We start from the raw sequence: 21,742 nt of genomic DNA on the forward strand, positions 1-21,742 counted from the left end.
CTCCTCAAGTTAGATTGGATAAGGACAACACCCGGTGTCAGTCACTTCCGTGCAACGCTGACATCACAGCTACTTTTTATGCCTGCATCACGCGCTTGTCAATTCAATTCGGCACGACCGGATACAGATGACAGCAAACGTCATGCGACGTGCTGCCTGCAGAGGTCATGGGGGGAAATCTTCTGGCGCAGACCGGCATGACCTGCGGACATCGCGGTGCAAAATGGCAGCCTGCAGGAGGGGCTGCGGGAGAAGGCAACTCACCCTGGAGCCTGACATATTCCCTCCCTGCCCCATCGATGCGCGGCACGGCGGAGAGCAGTGCCTGCGTATAGGGATGCTTGGGCGCGCGCATCACTTCCGCCGTCGGGCCGCGCTCGACGATGCGTCCCAGATACATCACACACACCTCGTGGGCGAGGTATTCCACCACCGCCAGATTGTGGGTGATGAACAGATAGCCGAGCCCCATCTCCTCCTGCAAGGATTTAAGCAGGTTCAATATCTGCGCCTGCACCGACACATCCAGCGCCGAGGTCGGCTCGTCGCAGATCAGCAGTCCGGGCGATACCGCCAGCGCGCGCGCGATGGCGATGCGCTGGCGCTGGCCCCCGGAGAACTCGTGCGGATAGCGCCACTTGCTGTCGCGTGCCAGCCCGACCTTGTCCAGCAACCCGTCGATCTGCGCCTGGCGCGCGGCGCTATCGTCGCCGATATGCAGCGCAGCCATACCCTCTTCCAGTATCTCCGCCACGCGCATCTTGGGATTGAGCGACGCATACGGGTCCTGGAACACCATCTGCATGCTGCCGCGCCGCCGGTCATCCCCTCCGCGCGGCTCACCCTCCACACACACGCTACCCGCCGTGGGTGGATGCAATCCCAGCAAGGCCTTGCCCAACGTGGTCTTGCCGCAACCGGATTCGCCCACCAGGGCCAGCGTGCGGCCTTGAGGAATGCTCAGCGACACGGCATCCACCGCTTTCACCTGACCTACCACGCGCTGCAGGATGCCCTTGCGGATAGGGAAATGAACTTTCAGGTCTTCGACCTGCAACAGTGTTGAGCGCAGAGTGCCGGGTACCGTGTTCCCCTCTCCTGCTTGCGGGAGAGGGGACGGAGGAGAGGGAGAATCAGTGCCCGGTACTCGGCTCTCGGAACCGGCATACAGATGACAGCGCACCCCCTGCCCGTCGACCACCTTCCATGCCGGGGACTGCGTGTGGCACAGCGCCCACGCCCGATCGCAACGCGGTGCGAAACGGCATCCCTGCACGCTGCTGCCCAGCGGCGGTACGCTGCCGGGGATGGCACTCAGCGGCTGGCCGCTGCGCCGCGCGTCCGGCAGTGCGGCGAAAAGTTTCTGTGTGTAGGGATGCAAGGGCGCGGCGAACAATCGCTCGCGCGTTGCCTGTTCCACGATCTGTCCCGCATACATCACGCCGACGCGGTGCGCGTTCTCGGCCACAACGCCCAGATCATGGGTGATCAGCAGCATCGCCATACCGCTCTTCTCCTGCGTCTCGCGCAGCAGCTGCAGCACCTGTGCCTGTATCGTCACATCCAGCGCGGTGGTCGGCTCATCGGCGATCAGCAACTCTGGCTCGCCGGCCAGCGCCATCGCGATCATCACCCGCTGTTTCATGCCGCCCGACATCTGGAACGGATATTCCTGCACGCGGCGGGCCGCATCCGGGATACCGACTTGCGCGAGCAGCCCGACACAGCGGGAAAGGGCCGCCTCCTCCCTCATCCCCTTGTGCAAAGCAAGCACCTCGGCGATCTGCGCGCCCACCGTCATCACCGGATTCAGACTCAAGCCCGGTTCCTGGAAGATCATCGCCATGCGTCCGCCGCGCACGTCGCGCATCTCGCGCTCCGGCAAACCGAACAGCGCCACCTCACCCAGCCTGGCCTCCCCGCCGGCATGCACCACGCCATCCGGCAGCAGCCGCATCAACGATAGCGCCGTCATGGACTTGCCGCAGCCCGATTCACCCAGTAGCGCGAAAGTCTCCCCGCCCGCGATATCGAACGAGACCCCATCCACGATGGGCGCGCCGCCTTGCAGCCTCGTCAGCAATCCATCGACTTTGAGCAACTTCTTCATGCTGCACCTTCCGTCCGGTTCATGCGCGGATCGAAGGCATCGCGCACAGCATCGGCGAACAGGTTGGCCGCCAGCACCAGCACCAGCATGAACACGAAAGCGGACGCCAGTGCCCACCACACCACCGGTTCGCGCCCCATCTCCAGACGCGCCGCGTTGATCATGGTGCCGAACGAGATCATCGACGGGTCGACGCCGACGCCGACGTAGGACAGCACCGCCTCGGCCAGTACCAGCGCGGAGAAATCCATCACCAGCGCGATGAGGATGATGTGCATCACGTTGGGCATGATGTGGCGCGACAGGATGCGCATGGATGACACGCCGAACGCTTGCGCCGCCTGGATGTATTCCATCTCGCGCAGTTTCAGCGTCTCGCCGCGCAGCAGGCGGCACAGACCGGTCCAACTGGTCAGGCCGAGGATAAGACAGAGCGCGACCAGCCGAAGGTCGGCACGCGCGGCCGATGTCTCGAACCATTCGGGATGCGTATCGATGGTGACCTGCATGATCAGCACCGCCGCCGCGATCAGCAGCACGCTGGGGATGGAACTGAGCACGGTGTAGACGTACTGGATGACATCGTCCACCCAGCCCCTGAAATAGCCCGCCGCCACACCGAGGAACAGGGCCAGCGGCAGCGTCACCAGCGTGGTCAATGTGCCGATGACGAGTCCGGTACGTATGGATTTCAGCGACAGATACAGCACGTCCTGCCCCACCTTGTCAGTGCCGAGCACATGGTAGACGGTGGCGAGATTCACCAACGCACCGCAGAGTGCGGCCAGCGCGACCAGCGTCACCTGCACTGCACGTTGCTTCAGATGCCGCCGCAGTGACCAAGCCAGCAGCAACCCGACCAAGGCCCCGGCAAATGTGCCTGCGGCAGCCCGCTTCGCCACATCCGCGGTGCGCTGCGACACATCGGCCAGATGCGCGCCGCCGTATCGCAAGCGCGGGTAGTCGCGCACGACATGGCCCTGTGCATCCTCCAAGCTCTCCTTGGCGTACAGATGCAGGGCGAACGGCGCGGAATAGGTCTTTTCAGTATGCGCGCGCAAAGGTTCGACCAGCTTGTCGAACACGCTCAGCACCTCGGGCGAATAGACCTTCTCTCCGGCGTCCGTCTGCGGCAAGGCGACCCGATAGTGCAAGGTATCCAGCAGACCGATGACGAGGAAACACGACAACACCAGCATGGATACCATCGCCACACTGCTGCGCGCCACTCGCTGCCACGGCAGGCGCAGATGGGGACGCTCACGCACATGGACGGCCACCGCGACGATAACAGCCAGCAACAGGAACACCAGCGCATCGCTCCACAGGATGACGGGGAGGAAATTCATCTCAGCCTCACCCTTGGGTCGACCACCGTGTAGGACACATCCGTCAGGATCAGTCCCGCGATGTACAGCACGGAGCCGAGGAACACCATCGCCCGCACCACGCTGAAATCCTGCGCGTTGATCGCGTCTATGGTGTAGCTGCCGAGGCCGGGGATGCCGAAGAACGATTCGGTCAGCAGGCTGCCCATGAACAGCAATGGGATCACCACCACCACGCCGGTGAGGATGGGGATCAGCGCGTTCTTCAGCACGTGGGTGAACAACACGCGCAACTCGGACAGACCCTTGGCACGCGCGGTGCGCACATAGTCCTTGCCGATCTCATCGAGGAAGATGGTGCGATACCAGCGGCTGCTGGAGCCGATGCCGCCGACCACACCGATGAGGATAGGCAGCACCACGAACTTTAAACTGTCCGCACCACCCGCATAGCCGGAGATCGGCACCAGATGCCACAGCTTGCTCACCAGGAACTGGCCACCGATGATGTAGAACAATCCAGAGATGGACATCAGGAGTACACACAGGGCCACCCCTGCCAGATCCAGGGCAGTGGCACGGAACAGTGTCATCAGCAGCGCAAAGCTGACATACACCACGAGACCGATGAGGAAGGTAGGCAAGGCGATGGCCAGGCTGGGCCCCATGCGCGTAGCGATCTCGCGGCTGATGCTGCGCCCGTCATCCGAATAGCCGAAGTCGAACACGAACATGCTCGCCGACTTCTGCCAGAAGATGGTGTCGGTGAAAGTACCCGCGCTTCCCGTCCCCGTGTTGAGGAACAGCGGCTTGTCGTAACCACGCTGCTGTTTCCATCTGTCGATCGCTTCCGGCGTCACGCGCTTGATGCCGAGCTGCATGCGCGCCATGTCGTCCGGTGTGTTGACCACGAAGAACAGCGCGAAGGTGAGCAGGTTCACCCCGATCAGGATGGGGATGGCATACAGGATGCGGCGGACGAGATAAGCGATCATGGGTGGCCGCTATTGTACGGGAACAGCCGATTGCCAAACCATCCGGCTGGGCAGAAAATGAAGCCGCCCCTCACATCGTTCAGGAGAACGCCATGCAAATCGAAGTCTGGTCGGACGTCATCTGCCCCTGGTGCTACATCGGCAAGCGCAAGCTGGAGATGGCGCTCGCAAAGTTCCCGCACTGGGAGCACGTGCAAGTGGTCTGGCGCAGTTTCGAACTGGATCCCACTGCACCGCGCAATCCGAGCGGCACGCTGAACGAGATGCTGGCAGCAAAGTACAGCGTCACCCTGCAGGAAGCCGAAGCCATGAACGCGCGTGTGACCGAAGCCGCCAAAGAAGTCGGCCTGGATTACCATCTGGAGAACGCCCGCCCCGGCAACACCTTCGATGCCCACCGCCTGCTGCACTACGCTGCCTCGCGCCAGCTGGACGATGTCGCTTCGGAACGAATGATGCGCGGCTACTTCTCGGAGTCCCTGCCGGTCGGCGATATCCAGGCGCTGGTCCGACTCGCGCCCGAGTTCGGCATACCGGAGCATGAAGCGATGGCCGTTCTGGAAAGCGATGCTTATGCAAACGATGTGCGTGCGGACGAAGCACGCGCCTCGGATTTCGGCATCACCGGCGTCCCCTGCTTCGTCATCGATGAAAGCATCATCATCGCGGGCGCACAGCCCGTCGAAGTCTTTGCTGACACGCTGCGACAGGCCTGGGAAGAATCATCGCAGCACTAACCCCACCTGCCACGGCAGAAGAACAGGTCAGTTCGCCTGCTCCCGCATGCGCAACACCCGCCGCATCCACCATCCGAACAAAACCAGCAAGCCAGAGCCAAGCACCAGCGGCCAATAGGCAGGGCGGTTCCATTCGTGGCGCATACGCTCGCGCTGCACCGGGTCCACGCGCCAGTACTTGAGCCGGTTGTTGGCCATGATGTTGGGTTTTATGTTGTGCAGCCAGCCGTGCTGCAGTACGTAGCTCTTGGGATGGAAGCCCCACAGCCAGGGTGAATCGCGACGCAGGATCTCCAGCATGCGGTCGATGATGGCCTGGCGCTCGGGGCCGTTCTCCATGTTCTTCATGCGCTCGAACAGGCGATCGTATTCTGGGCTGTCGTAGTTGCTGGCGTTCTCGCCGCTGTACTTCACCTTGCCCTGCGGGCCGTGCAGCAGGAAAAAGAAGTTCTCTGGATCGGGATAGTCGGCGTTCCAGCCGTAATAGAACATCTGCGTGTCCCCGCGCCGGACCTTGTCCTGGAAGCGGTTGTAGTCGGTACTGCGCACGTCCAGTTGCACGCCGATCTTGTCGAACTGTTTGCGTATCCAGTCCAGCCGCGATTTGTTGCCGACGCCGTTGGCGGTGGTATCGAGGTGGATGACCAGCGGTTGCCCGGTCTGTGCATCCACGCCGCCGGGATATCCGGCCTGCGCCAGCAGCTTCTGCGCCTCCGCGATGGGTTTGCGCTTCGCTTCGCCGCTCACGCAGTCGTACACATAACGGTTGATTCCGTCGCAACCGTTGCGATAACCGAATATGCCGGGCGGGATGGGCGACTGCGCTGCGATGCCGCGACCGTTGGCGAAGATGGAGATGAATTCCTCGAAGTCGACCGCGATGGCGATGGCGCGGCGCAGTTTGGTGGCGCGAGCGCTATCGCCGCCCACCACCGGGTCCAGCCAGTTGAAGCCGGTGTACATGGTGGAAGTGGAGACTGCAGTGTTGAGCGAGATGCCTTGCGCCTGCATCGCGTCGCTGACATTGGCCTCGCCGCCGACACTGACCTGCACTGCCTGGTCGAAACTGTCTGAGCTGATGCCGGAGGCGTCGTAATAGCCCTGCAGGAATTTGTTCCAGTAGGGGATGGTCTCCTTTTCCAGCGTATACACGATCTGCTCGATCAGCGGCAAAGGCTTGCCGGCATCCTGCAGCAATCCGGCTTCCGCATCGCCCGGCTCGCCTTCGACCGGATAACGTTCGCTGTCGTAATACGGATTCTTGCTGAGCACCATGCGCCGGTTCGGATCGTTCTCGGACAAGTAATACGGCCCGCTGCCGATGGGCCACCAGTCCAGCGTGAGGTTGCGTGCTTTCATACCGGGTTGATCGTAGAAACGTTCGGCCTCTTGCGGCATGGGCGAGAAGAACGGCATCGCCAGCCAGTAGGCGAACTGCGGATATTTGCCTTTGATGGTGATGCGGTAGGTCGTTGCATTGACCACTTCCACACCGGACAGTGGGAAGGCATTCAGGTCGAGGAACGCGTCGGGCTGCGCCTTGTGTGCAGCCTGCAATGACTCCGCATAGTCTTTGAGTCCGACGATGTACTCCATCATCACTCCGGCGATGGGCGTGTGCAGGCGCGGATGGACGAGGCGTTTGATCTGGTAGGCGTAGTCTTCGGCGCTGACGGTGCGCGTGCCGACCGCCGCGATGTCGGTCAGACTGTATACCCCCGCCAGATCGCTCTCCTTCAGGTACAGATTGGCAGGCACCAGCGCGGGGTGCGGCTGATATCGCATATAGGGTTTGATACGTATCTCGTACACACTGTAGGCGATGCGCGCATCCGGTGCGGTCAGCGGCAACGGCTTGTGGTTCTGATCGAAATAACTCACGCGCGGCATGTCGCGGGCGGCCAGCGGCACCAGCTGATAGGGGCGTTTCAGGTAATGGTATTGCAGCGGCGGCGAGTAGATGTGCGCGAGGAATTCGTATTCGTTCTCGCTGTAGGCCTGCGCCGGATCGAGATGCTTGGGACGCTCCGTGAAAGCGGTGTAAAGGATGGACTTGCCATCGTCATCACTTGAGTAGGGAGAGTTCCACAGCGCGCCATCACAGGCGGTGAGCAACAGCAATGACAGGAGCAGCAACAGGGATTTCATGATGCGAGAGTTTAGCCGAAAGGCACGGCTTCACGGTAACATTGCGCAACACATCCCACTGGACACGACCATGAACCAAGACTGGCAAAACCATCTCGCAACCAGGCAGGCGACCATCACCGAAGGCGTGGTGCACGATTTCGGTGATGCGGCCGCCGAACGCGCCGCAGCCGAGACGGGCGACATCATGTGCGATCTGTCACAGTTCGGCCTGCTGCGGGTGAGCGGCGAAGATGCACAAAGCTTCCTGCAGAACCTGCTCTCCAACGACATCCGCGAAACAGATAGCGGCCGCGCGCAACTGTCCAGCTTCAACAATGCCAAGGGCCGCATGCTGGCCAGCATGCTGGTATGGAAGCAAGGCGATGACTATCTGCTGCAGATGCCGCGCGGACTGTGCGAGGCGATGCGCAAGAAACTGTCCATGTATGTGTTGCGTTCCAAAGTGAAGATCAGCGACATCAGCGACGAACGTGTGTGCATCGGGGTAAGCGGCGACAAGGCGCTGGCAACCCTGCATGGCGTTTATGCAGCGCTGCCGAGCGACAGCATGACCGCCGTACAAGCCGACGATACGATCCTGATCCGTCGAGATGCTCAACGAGTGCAGATCGTCACCTCTTCCTCACGCGCCGGCGAGATATGGCAAACGTTGAGCGCCGTTGCCGCGCCCGCCGGTTCGCCCTGCTGGGACTGGCTGGACATCCGTGCCGGCGTGCCGTTCATCCTGCCACAGACGCAGGAAGCCTTCGTGCCGCAGATGGTGAACTTCGAACTCATAGGTGGCATCAATTTCAAGAAGGGCTGTTATCCGGGACAGGAGGTCGTGGCACGCATGCACTATCTCGGCAAGGCGAAGCGCCGCATGTATCTGGCACGCGTGATGACAGATAGCGCGCCGCTACCCGGCGACAAGGTGTTCAGCGCTGCCGACCCGACCCAGCCCTGCGGCGAAGTGGTGAACGCGGCACAAGCGGCACATGGCGGTTTCGAACTGTTGGCGGTGGTGCAAACCGAAAGCGCGGATGCCTTCCCGGTGCATCTCGGCGCACTGACCGGACCGCGCCTTGAGTTCGAGCCTCTCCCCTACGCGCTGCCGTGAACCTGCCAGCCACCCTGTTCACCTCTGACTGGCTGTGGCTGTTCGACCTGCTGTTCGCCGGGTTCCTCTATCGCGCGCTAAAGTTCGCTGACTGGCGCTACTTGCTGGACAACCAGATCATGACCAACGCGCTGGTCGGTCTGGTCATCGGTGCGTTCGTGTTCTGGCAGTTCAATGCGGGCATCCGTCCCGGTTTCAATTTCCACATCCTCGGTGCCACTTTGTTCGTGCTGATGTTCGGCTGGCAGATCGCCAGCGCCACGCTCACTCTGGTGATGCTGGCTTCTTTCTACAGAGCCGACACAGACTGGATCGCACTCGGCATCAACGGTCTGCTGATGATCGCCATCCCGGTGCTGTTCACTGAATGGCTGTTGCGCTTCAGCCAGCGCAACCTGCCCAAGAACCTGTTCTTCTATGTGTTATGGAACGGATTCGTCTGCGCAGGTCTGGCCATCGTGCTGAACGTGGCAACGACGACCATCCTGTTGCTGCTGCTCAGCCACTACTCCTGGGCCGAGGTACAACGCCACTATCTGGTCGCCGCACCCATCATCGTGCTGACCGAAGCTTTCATGACCGGCATGCTGATCACCGCCTTCACCGTGTTCCAGCCGGAAGCGGTGAAGAGCTTCAGCGATGCGGAATATCTGGACGGGAAATGATACTTATCGCGGTTTGAGTTCCAGCGTCATCTTGATGTGCGGCAGCCCCGCATCCATGAATTGCTCTCCCTCTGCGGAAAAACCGAAGCGCTGGTAGAACGGCACAGCGTGCACCTGCGCATCGACATCCACGAACCGGTATTTGCGCGCTCGCGCCTCGTCCAGCAAGGCTTCCATGATGGCGGTGCCAACCTTCTGTTTGCGCCACGGCTGTATCACCGCGATACGGCCGATATGGCCGTTCGGCAGGATGCGCCCACATCCGACCGCCTCCCCGGAAAGACTCAACGCCAGGGCATGGCGGCAACTCTCGTCATGCTCGTCCCATTCCAGTTCTTCCGGCACACCCTGCTCGCGGATGAACACCGTCTCGCGTATCGCGCGCAGCAAAGGCCCACCGTCATGCCAGGACACCAGACTGACCGTGAAAGGATTGCCCATCCCGCCTCCTGTTCCGTTATGCAACGATCTCCACTTGTGTTCCGGCTGCGACGCGCCCGAACAGATCCAGCAGATCGGTGTTGCGCATGCGGATGCAGCCATGCGAACCCGGCTTCCCCATTTCGACCTCGTCAGGCGTACCGTGGATATAGATGTAGCGACGCATGGTATCGCAACTGCCGCCACGGTTGTAACCGTGCTCCATACCGGAAAGCCAGAGGATCCGCGTCAGGATCCAGTCACGACCCGGATGCGACGCACCGAGTGCCGGCGTATAGATCTCGCCGGTCGGGCGGCGACGCACGAATACGGTATCGACCGGCTGCCCCTCACCGATCTTGGCACGGATGATGTGCCGACCGCGCGGCGTACAGAAGCTGCCGTTCTCCTCGCCGGCGCCCTGTGCGCCGGTCGAGACCAGGTAGTTTCGCAACGCCCCTCCGCTATCATCGAGCAGTTGCAATGTCTGGCCTGGAATGTGGATTTGTATCTTCATTGTGACTTCTGTTGTGCGCGCCGCATGGCGAAGAAATCGCTCAGCACCTTGCCGCACTCCTCCGCCAGCACGCCGCCTTCGATCCGTGCATGGTGGTTCAATCTCGGTTCGGTGAACAGGTTGAACACGCTGCCGGCCGCGCCGGTCTTGGGTTCCTTCGCGCCGTACACCACGCGCGCGATGCGGGCATGGAACAGCGCGCCGACGCACATCAGGCAAGGTTCGAGCGAGACGAACAGCTCGCAACCGACCAGCCGGTAGTTCCCGATATGCATTGCCGCATCGCGCATCGCAGCGATCTCGGCGTGCGCGGTCGGGTCGTGGCGCGAGATGGGGGAATTGAATCCGCGCCCGACGATGCGGCCGTCCTTCACCACCACCGCGCCCACCGGCACCTCGCCCGCTTCTGCTGCCTGTGCCGCCAGACGCAAGGCCTCGCGCATGTAATCTTCGTCCTGCATCCTGTGCTTAGTGCGATTTGTACGGGCCAGCAACGTAGCACAGATAAAGTTGCTTGTGTGTGCTTGCCATATGCCGCCGTTTTGACAACAATGCAGGCCATCCAACGGAGTATTGAATGCAAAACCAGCCAGTCACCGATTTCACCCTGCCCGCCACCGGCGGCACCGATTTCAAGCTACATCCCATCCGCAGCAAGTCTCTGGTCATCTATTTCTACCCCAAGGACAACACGCCAGGGTGCACCACCGAAGCACAACAGTTCCGCGACCTGTATGCCGAATACAAGAAAGCCGGTTGCGAGATCGTCGGCGTGTCGCGCGACAGCATCAAGTCGCACGAGAACTTCAAGGCCAAGTTCACACTTCCCTTCGAGTTGTTGTCCGACAGCGGAGAGGTCGCATGCAATATCTTCGGCGTGATCAAGCAGAAGAAGCTGTACGGGAAAGACGTACGCGGCATCGAGCGCAGCACCTTCGTGCTCGATGACCAGGGCATCATCCGCAAGGAATGGCGCGGCCTGAAGGCCGATGGCCATGCACAGGAAGTCCTCGATTTCGTCCGATCTCTATAAGGAAAACCATGAACGCCCGTAAAACCTCGTCGGACAAGACCACCAAACTTTTCGTGCTGGACACCAACGTGCTGATGCACGACCCCACCAGCCTGTTCCGTTTCGAGGAACACGATGTCTACCTGCCGATGTTCGTGCTGGAAGAATTGGACAACAACAAGAAGGGCATGACCGAGGTCGCACGCAACGCGCGCCAGGCCAGCCGCTTCCTGGACAATCTGGTCAGCGAATCCGAAGACAGCATCGATCAGGGTGTGCCGCTGGATGCGCTGGGCAACAAGAACGCCACCGGTCGCCTCTACCTGCAGACCGAGTTCATCACCCATGAGTTGCCGGAGAACCTCGCCAACGGCAAGGCCGACAACGCCATCCTGGCGGTGGTGGCGCACATGCACAAACAACATGCGCAGCGTCAGGTCACGCTGGTGTCGAAAGACATCAACATGCGCATCAAGGCGCGGGCGCTGGGTTTGTCGGCACAGGATTATTTCAACGACAAGGTGCTGGAAGACACCGACCTGCTGTATGCAGGCACGCGCGAACTGCCTGCCGATTTCTGGGAGACGCACGGCAAGGACATGAAGTCCGGCACACAGGCCAGCCAGACCTTCTACACCATCAAGGGCCCGCTGTGCCGCGATCTGCTGGTGAACGAGTTCGTGTATCAGGACAATGCGGAAAAACCGTTCTATGCCGTGGTCGCCGCACAGCAGGACGACACCGCCACCCTGCTCACGCTGACCGATTACACGCACAGCAAGAACGCGATCTGGGGCATCACCGCGCGCAACCGCGAGCAGAACTTCGTGTTGAACCTGCTGATGAATCCCGAGATCGACTTCGTCACGCTGCTCGGCCAGGCCGGTACCGGCAAGACGCTGCTCACCCTGGCGGCCGGTCTGATGCAGGTGCTGGAACAGAAGATCTACTCCGAGATCATCATGACCCGCGTCACCGTGTCGGTGGGCGAGGACATCGGCTTCCTGCCCGGCACCGAGGAAGAGAAGATGTCGCCGTGGATGGGCGCACTGGACGACAACCTGGACGTGCTCAACCAGTCCAGCGACGAAGGCGGCGAATGGGGCCGCGCTGCCACGCGCGACCTGATCCGCTCACGCATCAAGATCAAGTCTCTCAACTTCATGCGCGGCCGCACCTTCCTCAACAAGTTCCTCATCATCGACGAGGCGCAGAACCTGACGCCCAAGCAGATGAAGACGTTGATCACGCGCGCCGGCCCCGGCACCAAGGTGGTGTGCATGGGCAACATCGCGCAGATCGACACGCCCTACCTGACCGAAGGCAGTTCCGGCCTGACCTATGTGGTGGACCGTTTCAAGGGTTGGGCGCATAGCGGCCACGTCACGCTGCAGCGCGGTGAGCGTTCGCGTCTGGCGGATCACGCCGGCGAGGTGCTGTGAAACTGATCGGCTCCAACACCAGTCCCTACGTGCGCAAGGCACGTCTGGTGCTGCTGGAGAAGGATCTGCCACACGAATACGTGGTCGATCCGCCCAGCGACCCGAACAGCGAGGCGTATCGCGTCAATCCGCTGGGGCGCATCCCGGCTTTGATCCTCGACGATGGCGAATGCATCTTCGACTCGGTGGTGATCTGCGAATATGCCGACACGCTGAACGACACGCCCATCCTCATCCCGCGCGGCGATGCGCTGGCACGCATGCGGGTACGGCGCTGGGAGGCACTGGCCGACGGCATCATGGATTCCGCCATCGTGGTGCGCAACGAAGTGCTGCGCCGGGCTGAGATGCAGTTGGCTGCGACACTGGCGCTTCATAACGATGCCATCACCCATGCCCTGCAACATATCGCCGCACAGCTCGGCACGCACGACTGGTGCGAAGGCGATGCCCTCTCGCTGGCTGATCTGGCACTGGTGAGCGCACTGGCCTATCTCGACCTGCGCCAGCCCGAGCGTGACTGGCGCGGCACTCACCCCGACCTTGCCGCATGGTTCGAGCGCATGTGCGCCCGACCCTGCGTGCAACTATCATTGGCAGACAACAAATGAACGACATCGATAAAACAGAAGAGGAATGGCGCGAGCAACTCACGCCGGAACAATACGAGATCTGTCGCAAGGGCGGCACAGAGCCTGCTTTCACCGGCGAATACTGGGACTGCCACGACATCGGCATCTATCGCTGTGTGTGCTGCGGCGCGCCGCTGTTCGATTCCGAGACCAAATACGAATCCGGCACCGGCTGGCCCAGCTTCTGGCAACCCGTTGAAGAGGAAGCCGTCGAGTACAGCGACGAAGACCCGCTCGGCATGGGCCGCATCGAAGTCGTCTGTGCCAACTGCGGCTCGCATCTGGGACACGTGTTCGAAGACGGCCCGGAGCCGACCGGACTGCGTTACTGCCTCAACTCCGCCTCGCTGGCATTGGACCGCACATGAAACTGCTTTTCGACCTGTTCCCCGTCATCCTGTTCTTCGTCGTGTTCAAGGTGGCAGGCGTGTTCGCCGCCACGGCGGCCGCCATCGCTGCCACCTTCGTGCAGGTCGCGTGGGTGAAATACCACCACGGCAAAGTCGACACCATGCTGTGGGTGAGCCTGGGCATCATCACCGTGTTCGGTGGTGCCACCCTGTTGTTGCACGACGAGACCTTCATCAAGTGGAAGCCGACCATCCTGTACTGGTTCTTCACCGCGACGTTGCTGTTCTCTTCCATCTTCCTGAAGAAGAACCTGATGCGCGCGCTGCTGCACGAGAAGATGTCCCTGCCCGATCCCATCTGGCATCGCCTCAACCTGGCCTGGAGCGCTTTCTTCGCTTTGCTGGGCCTCATCAACCTGTACGTCGCATTCAATTTCAGCACCGACGTATGGGTGAATTTCAAACTGTTCGGTGCCACCGGCATCATGCTGGTGTTCATCCTCGTGCAGGCGGCGATGCTGGCCAAATACGTGGAAGAAGATCACAAGGAGTCCTGACATGCTGTATGCCATCTTCGGGCAAGACGTCGAGAACAGTCTGCCGCTACGTCAAAGCGCGCGTTCGGCGCATCTGGAACGTCTGGAGGTACTGCAGTCAGAGGGCCGCCTGCTGCTGGCTGGTCCGTTCCCCGCCGTGGATGCGATCGATCCGGGCGCGGCCGGTTTCAGCGGCAGCCTGATCGTCGCCGAGTTCGATAGCCTGCAGGCTGCCAGGGACTGGGCCGCCGCCGATCCTTACGTGGCGGCGGGGGTCTATGCACAGGTCGAAGTGCGTCCCTTCAAGCAGGTCTTCCCGCGCTGAACACCCATTGCGCCCTGTGCTATATTCCGCGCCGGACTATTAGCCCCAACCTGTCAATCAACGCTCAAAGGAAAGAAACATGCTGAATTTCTCCCGATTCGCCCTGCTCTCTGCGCTGCTGCTCGCCCCCGCTGCGCAAGCCGCCGATGCCGACAAACCCGTCGCGCTGGTGAACGGTGTGGCGATCCCGCAGTCTCGCGTCGACCTGCGCGTCAACGTCGCGGCGACACAGGGTGGCCAGCCTGATTCAGAAGAATTGCGCAAAGCCATCCGCGAAGACCTGATCAATCTTGAAGTGCTGTCCCAGGCTGCCGAGAAACAGGGGCTGCAGAAACAGGGCGACACCGCACAGCAACTGGAGCTGGCCCGCCAGTCCGTGCTCGCCGGTGCCCTGGTGCAGGATTTCGTGAGCAAGAACCCCATCGACGAAGCCGTGCTGAAGCAGGATTACGAGAGCATGAAATCGCGTGTGGGTGACAAGGAATACAAGGTGTCGCACATCCTCGTCGCGACCGAAGACGAAGCCAAGGCAATCGCCAAGCGCGTGAAGAAGGAATCCTTCGCCAAGGTCGCCAAACAGAAGTCGAACGATCCCGGTTCCAAGGACAAAGGCGGTGACCTGGGATTCACCGTGCCGGGCAACTTCGTGCAGCCTTTCGGCGAGGCCATCCTCAAACTGAAGAAAGGCGAGATCAGCGCACCGGTGCAAACCCAGTACGGCTGGCACATCATCAAGCTCGAAGACACCCGCGAACTGAAGGTGCCCACCTTCGAAGAGATGAAGCCGCGTCTTGAGCAGCGCCGCAAGCAGGAAGCCGTGCAGAAAGCCATCGCCGATCTGCGCAGCAAGGCACGCATCGAATAGACATTCCCTGCCGCCCGATAAAAGGACATCCGCGTGATGTCCTTTTTATTTTCCGTCCTGCCCGTCGCTGCCCATCGTCCGATTCGACATTGACAGTCCCGACGCACTCGCCCTAAAGTTGGGGCAAATCATCCACAACAGGGAATGCGCACATGACTCGAAGCCCATCTTCACTCGCCCTCGCCGCCGTCTTGATGCTTTGCAACAGCGTCGCCATCGCATCCTCTTGCGACCCGAGTGAAACCGATGTCGCCGACACCAGCATCATGCATTACCGAGAATCGAAATGCGCCAACAAGGCCATTGAAGAGGCAGCGGACCGCTTCGACGAAGGCATCAAACTGGAGCAGCGCGGCGACATGTCGCGCATGTGCAGCAACTTCAACACCGCCTTGATGCAGCTGGACAAGTACCGCCGCGGTGATTGGCGTGAAAAATATTCGCGCATCGCCAAACAGGTCGATGAGGCCTACGCCGACCGCCTCGTGCGCTTTGAGAAGACGGTATGCCCGCAGAAGATCGACCTCTACCGTCACTTGTCCAACAAAGGCGATGCATGGGCGATGTTCCGTCTGGGTACCAGCTACGCCAAGGGCATCGGCGTGCGCCAGAACGACAGCGAGGCGCTGAACTGGCTGCAACAGGCAGCAGACCGCGACTATCCGGATGCCTATATGGCCCTCGGCATCATGTATAGCGACGGCTTGGCCTTTGCACCGGACTTCCGCATCGCCTTCAACTGGTTCGCCAAGTCTGCCGCATTGAACAACGCGGAAGCGCAATTCCAGCTGGGTGGACTGTATCGAAATGGGCTGGGCGTGGAGAAAAGTCCCAAACAGGCAGTCGAGTGGTACCGCAAGGCAGCCGAGCAAGGGCATGAGGGAGCCAAGGCCCGCCTGAAAGAGATGTATCGTGCCAAGGAAGCCAAGGAGCCGCTGTTCGGCTACTGAAGTCTCCGCCCCCGCTCTGGATCGGACTGTTGAACATCTCCCGCATGAAGCGTATGCTTTCTGTCATGGAATCAGTTGGGGAGTAATGCCATGCCTACCGCATCTTCTCTATCCCTGAGCACCGGTGGCTACGTACAACAGTTCCGGCAACAGCAGGCGCAGCGTACCGCCGACCAGGCCGCTCAAAACGCTCAATCATTGCAAAGTCAGGCGCGTATAGCCCGGCAGGATGCGGCGCGAGCCCAGCAGAATGCGCGCGAACTGGAGATTCAGGCCGGACAGGCGCGCTCGGAAGCCAGCCGTCTCAGTATCAACGTCAGAGCGGCCACGAACATCGAGACAGCGCAGACGAACCTGCAGACGTCCTATGACCGGTTGCCGGATCAGATCGTCGCCGTCAAGGCTGACACCTATACCGCACCGAACTCGACTGCCACGGTTTCCACCGCCAACGTCGGCACCGTCGTCAATACGACCGCCTGAAAACAAGAACGCCGCACAGCGCTGAATGCGCCGTGCGGCGTTCTGCCATGTCCTTCACATCCCGCGTTGTTTGCTCACCAGATCGTAGGCCAGCTGGATGTCCTTGGCCTGCTCGGTCGCCACCTTGATCATGTCTTCCGGCAAGCCCTGCCCCATCAGCTTGTCGGGGTGATATTTGCTCATCAGCTTGCGGTAAGCGCGCTTCACTTCGGCGTCGCTGCTCTCCTTGCTCACGCCCAAAGCCTTGTAGGCATCTTCGAGCGCGGTCTCGCTGTTCGCCTGCGCCCCGCCCGCGAAGTGCGTCTGGTTCACCACCATATCCAGCAAACGCTTGAACGCTTCCGGGCCATAGCCGAGATGCCCGGCGATCTGGGTCAACAGCTTCTCTTCTTCCGGGTGATACTCGCCGTCCGCCATCGCCATCACGATCAGATAGACCAGCAGCATCTCTTTCAGATGATGGGTATGGCCGCACACCGACATGAATTTCCGGCAAGTCTCATACATATCGCCGTCACCAGACGCGCCCTGCTTGAACAGCGCGATGGCCTGCTGGCGATGCTCCGGCGTCATACCCAGCTTCTGCATCAACACCTCGGCATGCGCGATCTCGGCCTCCGACACGCGCCCATCCGCCTTGGCCAGCTTGCCCATGGCGATGAACACCGTCTCCAGGAACACCGTCTGCCGCAGCGCGGCATGCAGGGGATTGAACGCGCCCTGACCGAAGGCACGGATGCGGTCGATGACCGCCCCCAGGATAAGGCCGAAGAAAGCGCCCATCCAGCCAAAGAAGAAATAACCGACAGCGATACCGATAAGCTTGAACACGACGACTCCAGGCACATATTGAACAAAGGGACTGCGCCTATTATACCGATCCGGCGATCGCCTGCCCTCGGTGCCGAGACCGCGCTGGCTGCACGATCGGGCGCAATCGGCCGTAGCCATCCGGCGCAATGGCACCCCCCTCGGAAGGGTCATTGACACATACCCCGCATGGCCATAGAGTCTTGCCCGACTTGCAGATTCGCTGAGCTCACACCCCACCGCACGCACGCTGGAGGAAGGTCAACGAGATTCCCGGACAGGAGGCTGGCGCAAGCATGTATCCCCGCAGAGGGATTAAGCCGGTTTAAGTCCGCACCAAGGGGAATCCAGTGTCAGTGAAGCAGATTGAAAGATCCGCCATGCACCTCGTGGCTGATGTGAAGCAATTCTGCAAGTACGCCTTTGCGGTCATGCTTGCGGGTATGGCTATCACCCTGTATTTCAGCCTCGACGCGAAGATCGATGCCGACAAGATCGCGCACGAACGTTTTGCCGCAGATGCCGACGAGGTCCGCATGCACCTGTTGGGCATGCTCGCCTCGCACGAACAGGTTTTGCTGGGGGCCGCCGCTTTCTTCGACGCCTCCGCCAGCGTGACACGCGATGAATGGAAGCGTTATGCCCATCGCATACAGCTGAACGATCACTTCAAGAGTGTGCAGGGAATAGGCTATGCCGAGTGGATACCCCGCGACCGGCTCGCCGCGCACGTCGCATCGGTGCGCAGCGAAGGGTTCCCGGACTACGAAGTGTGGCCCAAGCAGGATCTTGAGCACTACACCGCCATCGTCTATCTTGAGCCGTTCACCGGGCGCAACCTGCGCGCCTTCGGCTACAACATGTATTCCGAGCCCACCCGCCGCGTCGCGATGGAACGCGCGCGCGACACGGACGCCGCAGCACTTTCCGGAAAAGTGACGCTCGTGCAGGAGACCGCCGAGGATGTCCAGGCGGGCACACTGATGTATCTCCCGCTGTACCGGAAAGGGATGCCACACGAGACCGTGGCCCAGCGTCGTGCCGCGCTGTATGGCTGGGTGTACAGCCCGTTCCGCATGAGGGACATGGTCGAGAACGCCCTCGGTGCCGCCAAACCGGAAGACAAAGAGACGCCACTCCAGATCAGTATCTATGATGGACGGGAGCTGGACAGCAGTTCCCTGCTCTATTCCAATCTGACCATGCGAAACAATGCGACACCGCCCGTCACCATCCAGCAGCATCTGGAATTCGGCGGACATGAATGGACGCTGATGACCGAGCACCACACCCTGAAGGGAGCCGGGCTGGACTACAGCAAGGCCAAGACGATCTTCTTCAGCGGCACGCTGACCAGTATCCTGCTCTACTTCCTGATCACCGCGCTCACCCAGTCGCGTGCAGCCTTGCACAAGGCAAAGGTCGCCGTCGCAGAATTGCGCAAGAGCGAAGAGAACCTGCGCGTACTGGCCAGGAACGAATCCGTGCTGATCTGGCTCGCCGGCCCGGACAAGCAATGCACCTATTTCAACCAGGTCTGGCTGGACTTCACCGGCCGCACAGTGGAACAGGAACTGGGATCGGGATGGGCGGAAGGCATCCACCCGGATGACCGGGAGAACTGTCTGCATACCTACATCCTGGCCTTCGATGCCCGGCGCGAATTCACGCTCGAATATCGCCTGCGACATCACAGCGGCACATACCGCTGGATCGTCGACCACGGCGTACCCCGCTTCGACAGCAAGGGCGATTTCCTCGGCTACATCGGTAGCGGCGTGGACATCACCGACCGCAAGGAATCCGACGCTCAGCTCCAGCTCTCCATGTTCGCCATGGACAAGGCATTCGATGCCATCTACTGGCTGGACAAGGACGGTCGCATCCGCTACGTCAACAACCAGGGTTGCGAGACGCTGGGCTACAGCAAGGAAGAGCTGATGCGACTCTCCATACCGGACCTGGATCCTGACTTCCCCCAGGACCAATGGAAGCTGCACTGGGAAGCGCTAAAAAAAGACAGATCCCAGCTGTTCGAGACCCGTCACCGGCGCAAGGACGGCAGCATCATCCCGGTGGAAGTCTCGGCCAATCATGTGCAATTGGGAGAACTGGAATACAACATCGCCTTCTGCCGCGACATCAGCAAACGCAAGGAGATCGAACAGGAGATCTACTCCCTCGCATTCTTCGATCCGCTCACTCGCCTGCCCAACCGGCGCATGCTGAGCGACCGGCTCTCCAAATCGCTCGCCAACAGCAAACGCAACGACGCCTACGGCGCACTGCTGTTCCTCGACCTGGATAATTTCAAACCCATCAACGACAAGTGCGGCCACGAGGTCGGCGACCAGTTGCTGATCGAGGTCGCACGCCGCCTCACCGCCACGGTACGCGAGATCGACACGGTCGCCCGTTTCGGCGGCGATGAGTTCGTGGTCATACTCGGCGACCAGTCCAGCAGCCGGGAAGAGATGTACAAGCAAGCCAAAGTGGTCGCGGAAAAGATCGTCGCCACGCTGGCAAGGCCCTATCAGCTGACCCGGTTCAGGGACAACAAGAATATCGCCGTCACGCATGAATGCACCACCAGCATCGGCATCACCCTGTTCGACGGCAAGCAGGACAACCAGTATGACATCCTGAGCCACGGCGACATCGCCATGTATAACGCCAAAGAAGCGGGGCGCAACCGCGTCTCGCTGTACACCCCGCCGGAACCGGCCGGGCAGGCCCATTGACAGAGATCGGGCTTACCCATACATTCGCAGCCGACTTGCAGACCGTCGAGGTACATCGCACCGCATGCACGGTGAGGGGCCGAAGACGGGATCCCCGGAACAGGAGGCTGGCGCAAGACACGGTTCCTGTACCACCGGGAACAGCCGGCATCAGACTTGTTCGTTCAGGGGAGAAAGAACAATGAAGTACCTGTTTGCAGTCACCACATTGCTGATCATGGCATGGCACGCCCATGCGCTGGACCAGTCCGACAGCGGCAACTACGCCGTCGTCCACCGCGACGGCCACATCACCGACTTCACCTTCTTCGTCTCGCATAGCGACGGCCAATGGAACGTCGAGCAACTGCAACCGGACGGCAGCTGGGCCAGCGCCACCTGTTCGCGCAACTGCATGTTGCAGGAATCCTCGCCGCACGACCTTGCCACCTTCTTCTCCGGGAACGAACTGAGCGAGACGCACCCGACATGCGTGCATAACCAGGCCTTCGCATTCTGCCGTCAGGATTCGATCCTCCACCCCGGTGAGAAGGAATACACCCTGGTTGCGCTGATGATGTCCCGCCCCATCCAGATCCAGCTGAAAAAGATCGAGACCGGCTGGAAGGACACGCAAGGCCGGATGCAACCGGACTCCGATGCGAGAAAAGCGCAGAACGGCTTCGGCGGCTGGCTGCTGGTCACTGCGGACGATGACTGGAAGACAAAATGGGAGACACAGACGGATGCCACCCCCCGTTTCAGCATGGCCGCAACCGTCGCCAAAGGCAAACCCGTCTACGTGCTCACCTTCTTCAGCAATCCCAAACTCGATGAACAAGGCGGTGCCGACATCAGCTGCGACATCGACCTGCGCAAGCCAGACGGCAGCGCCTCGTTCCAGCAGACCGACGCCACCTGCTTCAAGGGTGCGCTCAAAGGCCAGCCGAACTACCTCTACCTCTCCGCCCCCGTGATCAGATTCATCGGTGAGCAAGAAGACCCCTACGGCGCATGGCAGATCAGCATCACGCTCAAGGACAACGTCGGGCGCACCAATCTGCCCCTCAAGACTTCGTTCATCCTGCAGTGAACCGTTGAAGGATATATCCGCGTGGAAATGAAGAAGATCGACTCAGGGAGACTGCGCGCCATCGGCTACGACGCGCGCGCACGCATCTTGCAAGTGCAACTGGACAACGGCGATGCATTGCAATACCTTGGAGTCGGAGAGGACCTCTGGCGCAGACTCGCCAATTCCGGCGCTGCGTGGAGCTTCTTCCGCGACAACATCGAGGAAGAATTCACCGTCAGGAAGGTCTCTGCCCATGCCCCTGCAGGCAAGAACCCGCTGGATGAACTGTTCGGCCCGGCAGACTGAACACCGGAACATCGTTCCCGGCACTTTGAATAACAAGAGGAGGAGACCATGAGCCAACCAGACCGCGATCCCATCATCCTCAGCGAAGAAGGCGAGCACGACGGCAAGACCGTCATCCTCCAGCGCTGCCCCAAGCACGGCATCGTGTTCCTGCCCAGCGAAGGCTGCCCGGAATGCGCCAAGGAAAAAGAAGCTGCCGGTTCTTAGTCGAATA

Annotated in this window: 24 protein-coding genes; 16 read left to right on the plus strand and 8 right to left on the minus strand. The window is 60.8% G+C overall.

Annotated elements, in window-relative coordinates:
* Window positions 1–103 precede the first annotated feature (103 nt).
* Genes ACYPYQ_RS10835 through ACYPYQ_RS10845 form a run of 3 tightly spaced genes read right to left on the minus strand, consistent with a single transcriptional unit; the run spans window position 104 to window position 4,433 of the window.
* Window positions 104–2,110, minus strand: coding sequence for an ABC transporter ATP-binding protein (locus ACYPYQ_RS10835; RefSeq protein ID WP_459723853.1), 2,007 nt, complete (start codon window positions 2,108–2,110; stop codon window positions 104–106).
* Window positions 2,107–3,459 carry an ABC transporter permease gene (locus ACYPYQ_RS10840; protein WP_459723854.1) on the minus strand — a complete coding sequence of 451 codons (1,353 nt, stop codon included), beginning with the start codon at window positions 3,457–3,459 and terminating at the stop codon, window positions 2,107–2,109. Before ACYPYQ_RS10840 ends, ACYPYQ_RS10835 begins: the two co-directional genes overlap by 4 nt.
* Window positions 3,456–4,433, minus strand: coding sequence for an ABC transporter permease (locus tag ACYPYQ_RS10845; protein WP_459723855.1), 978 nt, complete (start codon window positions 4,431–4,433; stop codon window positions 3,456–3,458). Before ACYPYQ_RS10845 ends, ACYPYQ_RS10840 begins: the two co-directional genes overlap by 4 nt.
* 92 nt (window positions 4,434–4,525) lie before the next feature.
* Here ACYPYQ_RS10845 and ACYPYQ_RS10850 point away from each other — a divergent pair, with 92 nt between their 5' ends.
* Window positions 4,526–5,170: a DsbA family oxidoreductase gene (locus ACYPYQ_RS10850; protein ID WP_459723856.1), complete on the plus strand. Its 645-nt coding sequence runs from the start codon at window positions 4,526–4,528 to the stop codon at window positions 5,168–5,170.
* Window positions 5,171–5,197: 27 nt separating this feature from the next.
* Here ACYPYQ_RS10850 and ACYPYQ_RS10855 read toward each other — a convergent pair whose 3' ends face one another.
* Window positions 5,198–7,318, minus strand: a complete 2,121-nt coding sequence (locus ACYPYQ_RS10855; protein WP_459723857.1) for an ABC transporter substrate-binding protein — start codon at window positions 7,316–7,318, stop codon at window positions 5,198–5,200.
* A gap of 70 nt (window positions 7,319–7,388) precedes the next feature.
* On the opposite strand from ACYPYQ_RS10855, the gene ygfZ reads away from it, so the two are divergent.
* Together ygfZ and ACYPYQ_RS10865 are read left to right on the plus strand one after the other, a co-directional pair.
* The gene (gene ygfZ / locus ACYPYQ_RS10860) at window positions 7,389–8,420 is read left to right on the plus strand and encodes a CAF17-like 4Fe-4S cluster assembly/insertion protein YgfZ (protein ID WP_459723858.1); all 1,032 of its coding nucleotides are present in this window, start codon (window positions 7,389–7,391) and stop codon (window positions 8,418–8,420) included.
* Entirely contained in the window at window positions 8,417–9,085 is a 669-nt protein-coding gene (locus ACYPYQ_RS10865; RefSeq protein ID WP_459723859.1) for an energy-coupling factor ABC transporter permease, read from the plus strand. The genes ygfZ and ACYPYQ_RS10865 overlap by 4 nt, the downstream gene beginning before the upstream one ends.
* 3 nt (window positions 9,086–9,088) lie before the next feature.
* On the opposite strand, the gene ACYPYQ_RS10870 is transcribed toward ACYPYQ_RS10865, so the two are convergent.
* From ACYPYQ_RS10870 to tadA, 3 genes are read right to left on the minus strand one after another with little or no spacing between them, the layout of a single operon-like run.
* Window positions 9,089–9,526, minus strand: a complete 438-nt coding sequence (locus ACYPYQ_RS10870) for a GNAT family N-acetyltransferase (protein WP_459723860.1) — start codon at window positions 9,524–9,526, stop codon at window positions 9,089–9,091.
* A 16-nt stretch (window positions 9,527–9,542) separates the two neighbouring features.
* Complete coding sequence (locus tag ACYPYQ_RS10875; RefSeq protein ID WP_459723861.1) at window positions 9,543–10,022, minus strand: L,D-transpeptidase family protein; 480 nt, start codon at window positions 10,020–10,022, stop codon at window positions 9,543–9,545.
* The gene (tadA, locus tag ACYPYQ_RS10880; protein WP_459723862.1) at window positions 10,019–10,483 is read right to left on the minus strand and encodes a tRNA adenosine(34) deaminase TadA; all 465 of its coding nucleotides are present in this window, start codon (window positions 10,481–10,483) and stop codon (window positions 10,019–10,021) included. Before tadA ends, ACYPYQ_RS10875 begins: the two co-directional genes overlap by 4 nt.
* A gap of 116 nt (window positions 10,484–10,599) precedes the next feature.
* Between tadA and ACYPYQ_RS10885 the strand changes: the two genes are divergently transcribed.
* From ACYPYQ_RS10885 to ACYPYQ_RS10925, 9 genes are all read left to right on the plus strand, one after another.
* Window positions 10,600–11,055 (plus strand): peroxiredoxin, encoded by a 456-nt coding sequence (locus tag ACYPYQ_RS10885; RefSeq protein ID WP_459723863.1) that lies wholly within the window; start codon window positions 10,600–10,602, stop codon window positions 11,053–11,055.
* An 8-nt stretch (window positions 11,056–11,063) separates the two neighbouring features.
* The gene (locus tag ACYPYQ_RS10890) at window positions 11,064–12,476 is read left to right on the plus strand and encodes a PhoH family protein (protein ID WP_459723864.1); all 1,413 of its coding nucleotides are present in this window, start codon (window positions 11,064–11,066) and stop codon (window positions 12,474–12,476) included.
* Window positions 12,473–13,087 carry a glutathione S-transferase N-terminal domain-containing protein gene (locus ACYPYQ_RS10895; RefSeq protein ID WP_459723865.1) on the plus strand — a complete coding sequence of 205 codons (615 nt, stop codon included), beginning with the start codon at window positions 12,473–12,475 and terminating at the stop codon, window positions 13,085–13,087. Before ACYPYQ_RS10890 ends, ACYPYQ_RS10895 begins: the two co-directional genes overlap by 4 nt.
* Window positions 13,084–13,476: a peptide-methionine (R)-S-oxide reductase MsrB gene (gene msrB / locus ACYPYQ_RS10900; protein WP_459723866.1), complete on the plus strand. Its 393-nt coding sequence runs from the start codon at window positions 13,084–13,086 to the stop codon at window positions 13,474–13,476. Before ACYPYQ_RS10895 ends, msrB begins: the two co-directional genes overlap by 4 nt.
* Window positions 13,473–14,015 (plus strand): septation protein A, encoded by a 543-nt coding sequence (locus ACYPYQ_RS10905; RefSeq protein WP_459723867.1) that lies wholly within the window; start codon window positions 13,473–13,475, stop codon window positions 14,013–14,015. Before msrB ends, ACYPYQ_RS10905 begins: the two co-directional genes overlap by 4 nt.
* A gap of 1 nt (window position 14,016) precedes the next feature.
* Window positions 14,017–14,319: a YciI family protein gene (locus ACYPYQ_RS10910; protein ID WP_459723868.1), complete on the plus strand. Its 303-nt coding sequence runs from the start codon at window positions 14,017–14,019 to the stop codon at window positions 14,317–14,319.
* 79 nt (window positions 14,320–14,398) lie between these two features.
* On the plus strand, window positions 14,399–15,184 hold the full coding sequence (locus tag ACYPYQ_RS10915; RefSeq protein WP_459723869.1) for a peptidylprolyl isomerase: 786 nt from the start codon (window positions 14,399–14,401) through the stop codon (window positions 15,182–15,184).
* 152 nt (window positions 15,185–15,336) lie between these two features.
* Window positions 15,337–16,134: a tetratricopeptide repeat protein gene (locus ACYPYQ_RS10920; protein ID WP_459723870.1), complete on the plus strand. Its 798-nt coding sequence runs from the start codon at window positions 15,337–15,339 to the stop codon at window positions 16,132–16,134.
* A gap of 90 nt (window positions 16,135–16,224) precedes the next feature.
* The gene (locus ACYPYQ_RS10925) at window positions 16,225–16,617 is read left to right on the plus strand and encodes a hypothetical protein (RefSeq protein WP_459723871.1); all 393 of its coding nucleotides are present in this window, start codon (window positions 16,225–16,227) and stop codon (window positions 16,615–16,617) included.
* A 54-nt stretch (window positions 16,618–16,671) separates the two neighbouring features.
* Here the strand turns inward: ACYPYQ_RS10925 and djlA are convergent, their stop codons facing one another.
* On the minus strand, window positions 16,672–17,448 hold the full coding sequence (gene djlA, locus ACYPYQ_RS10930) for a co-chaperone DjlA (RefSeq protein ID WP_459723872.1): 777 nt from the start codon (window positions 17,446–17,448) through the stop codon (window positions 16,672–16,674).
* A gap of 359 nt (window positions 17,449–17,807) precedes the next feature.
* Here djlA and ACYPYQ_RS10935 point away from each other — a divergent pair, with 359 nt between their 5' ends.
* From ACYPYQ_RS10935 to ACYPYQ_RS10950, 4 genes are all read left to right on the plus strand, one after another.
* Complete coding sequence (locus ACYPYQ_RS10935) at window positions 17,808–20,168, plus strand: sensor domain-containing diguanylate cyclase (protein ID WP_459723873.1); 2,361 nt, start codon at window positions 17,808–17,810, stop codon at window positions 20,166–20,168.
* A gap of 181 nt (window positions 20,169–20,349) precedes the next feature.
* Window positions 20,350–21,240, plus strand: coding sequence for a hypothetical protein (locus tag ACYPYQ_RS10940; protein WP_459723874.1), 891 nt, complete (start codon window positions 20,350–20,352; stop codon window positions 21,238–21,240).
* 27 nt (window positions 21,241–21,267) lie between these two features.
* A complete protein-coding gene (locus ACYPYQ_RS10945) occupies window positions 21,268–21,528 on the plus strand; it encodes a KTSC domain-containing protein (protein ID WP_459723875.1) in 261 nt (86 codons plus the stop codon).
* Between the two features lie 48 nt (window positions 21,529–21,576).
* A complete protein-coding gene (locus tag ACYPYQ_RS10950; RefSeq protein WP_459723876.1) occupies window positions 21,577–21,735 on the plus strand; it encodes a hypothetical protein in 159 nt (52 codons plus the stop codon).
* Window positions 21,736–21,742: the final 7 nt, after the last annotated feature.

It is taken from the genome of Sideroxyarcus sp. TK5, assembly GCF_054601595.1.

What these genes read in the sequence shown, in the direction of transcription:
- ACYPYQ_RS10905 (WP_459723867.1), top strand. Translation starts at nt 13,473, where the DNA reads ATGAAACTGCTTTTCGACCTGTTCCCCGTCATCCTGTTCTTCGTCGTG.
- ACYPYQ_RS10845 (WP_459723855.1), bottom strand. Translation starts at nt 4,433, where the DNA reads ATGATCGCTTATCTCGTCCGCCGCATCCTGTATGCCATCCCCATCCTG.
- ACYPYQ_RS10925 (WP_459723871.1), top strand. Translation starts at nt 16,225, where the DNA reads ATGCCTACCGCATCTTCTCTATCCCTGAGCACCGGTGGCTACGTACAA.
- ACYPYQ_RS10870 (WP_459723860.1), bottom strand. Translation starts at nt 9,526, where the DNA reads ATGGGCAATCCTTTCACGGTCAGTCTGGTGTCCTGGCATGACGGTGGG.
- ACYPYQ_RS10890 (WP_459723864.1), top strand. Translation starts at nt 11,064, where the DNA reads ATGAACGCCCGTAAAACCTCGTCGGACAAGACCACCAAACTTTTCGTG.
- ACYPYQ_RS10835 (WP_459723853.1), bottom strand. Translation starts at nt 2,110, where the DNA reads ATGAAGAAGTTGCTCAAAGTCGATGGATTGCTGACGAGGCTGCAAGGC.
- ACYPYQ_RS10910 (WP_459723868.1), top strand. Translation starts at nt 14,017, where the DNA reads ATGCTGTATGCCATCTTCGGGCAAGACGTCGAGAACAGTCTGCCGCTA.
- ACYPYQ_RS10840 (WP_459723854.1), bottom strand. Translation starts at nt 3,459, where the DNA reads ATGAATTTCCTCCCCGTCATCCTGTGGAGCGATGCGCTGGTGTTCCTG.
- ACYPYQ_RS10885 (WP_459723863.1), top strand. Translation starts at nt 10,600, where the DNA reads ATGCAAAACCAGCCAGTCACCGATTTCACCCTGCCCGCCACCGGCGGC.
- ACYPYQ_RS10945 (WP_459723875.1), top strand. Translation starts at nt 21,268, where the DNA reads ATGAAGAAGATCGACTCAGGGAGACTGCGCGCCATCGGCTACGACGCG.
- ACYPYQ_RS10940 (WP_459723874.1), top strand. Translation starts at nt 20,350, where the DNA reads ATGAAGTACCTGTTTGCAGTCACCACATTGCTGATCATGGCATGGCAC.
- msrB (WP_459723866.1), top strand. Translation starts at nt 13,084, where the DNA reads ATGAACGACATCGATAAAACAGAAGAGGAATGGCGCGAGCAACTCACG.
- ACYPYQ_RS10950 (WP_459723876.1), top strand. Translation starts at nt 21,577, where the DNA reads ATGAGCCAACCAGACCGCGATCCCATCATCCTCAGCGAAGAAGGCGAG.
- ACYPYQ_RS10850 (WP_459723856.1), top strand. Translation starts at nt 4,526, where the DNA reads ATGCAAATCGAAGTCTGGTCGGACGTCATCTGCCCCTGGTGCTACATC.
- ACYPYQ_RS10935 (WP_459723873.1), top strand. Translation starts at nt 17,808, where the DNA reads ATGCACCTCGTGGCTGATGTGAAGCAATTCTGCAAGTACGCCTTTGCG.
- ACYPYQ_RS10915 (WP_459723869.1), top strand. Translation starts at nt 14,399, where the DNA reads ATGCTGAATTTCTCCCGATTCGCCCTGCTCTCTGCGCTGCTGCTCGCC.
- ACYPYQ_RS10875 (WP_459723861.1), bottom strand. Translation starts at nt 10,022, where the DNA reads ATGAAGATACAAATCCACATTCCAGGCCAGACATTGCAACTGCTCGAT.
- ACYPYQ_RS10920 (WP_459723870.1), top strand. Translation starts at nt 15,337, where the DNA reads ATGACTCGAAGCCCATCTTCACTCGCCCTCGCCGCCGTCTTGATGCTT.
- tadA (WP_459723862.1), bottom strand. Translation starts at nt 10,483, where the DNA reads ATGCAGGACGAAGATTACATGCGCGAGGCCTTGCGTCTGGCGGCACAG.
- ygfZ (WP_459723858.1), top strand. Translation starts at nt 7,389, where the DNA reads ATGAACCAAGACTGGCAAAACCATCTCGCAACCAGGCAGGCGACCATC.
- ACYPYQ_RS10855 (WP_459723857.1), bottom strand. Translation starts at nt 7,318, where the DNA reads ATGAAATCCCTGTTGCTGCTCCTGTCATTGCTGTTGCTCACCGCCTGT.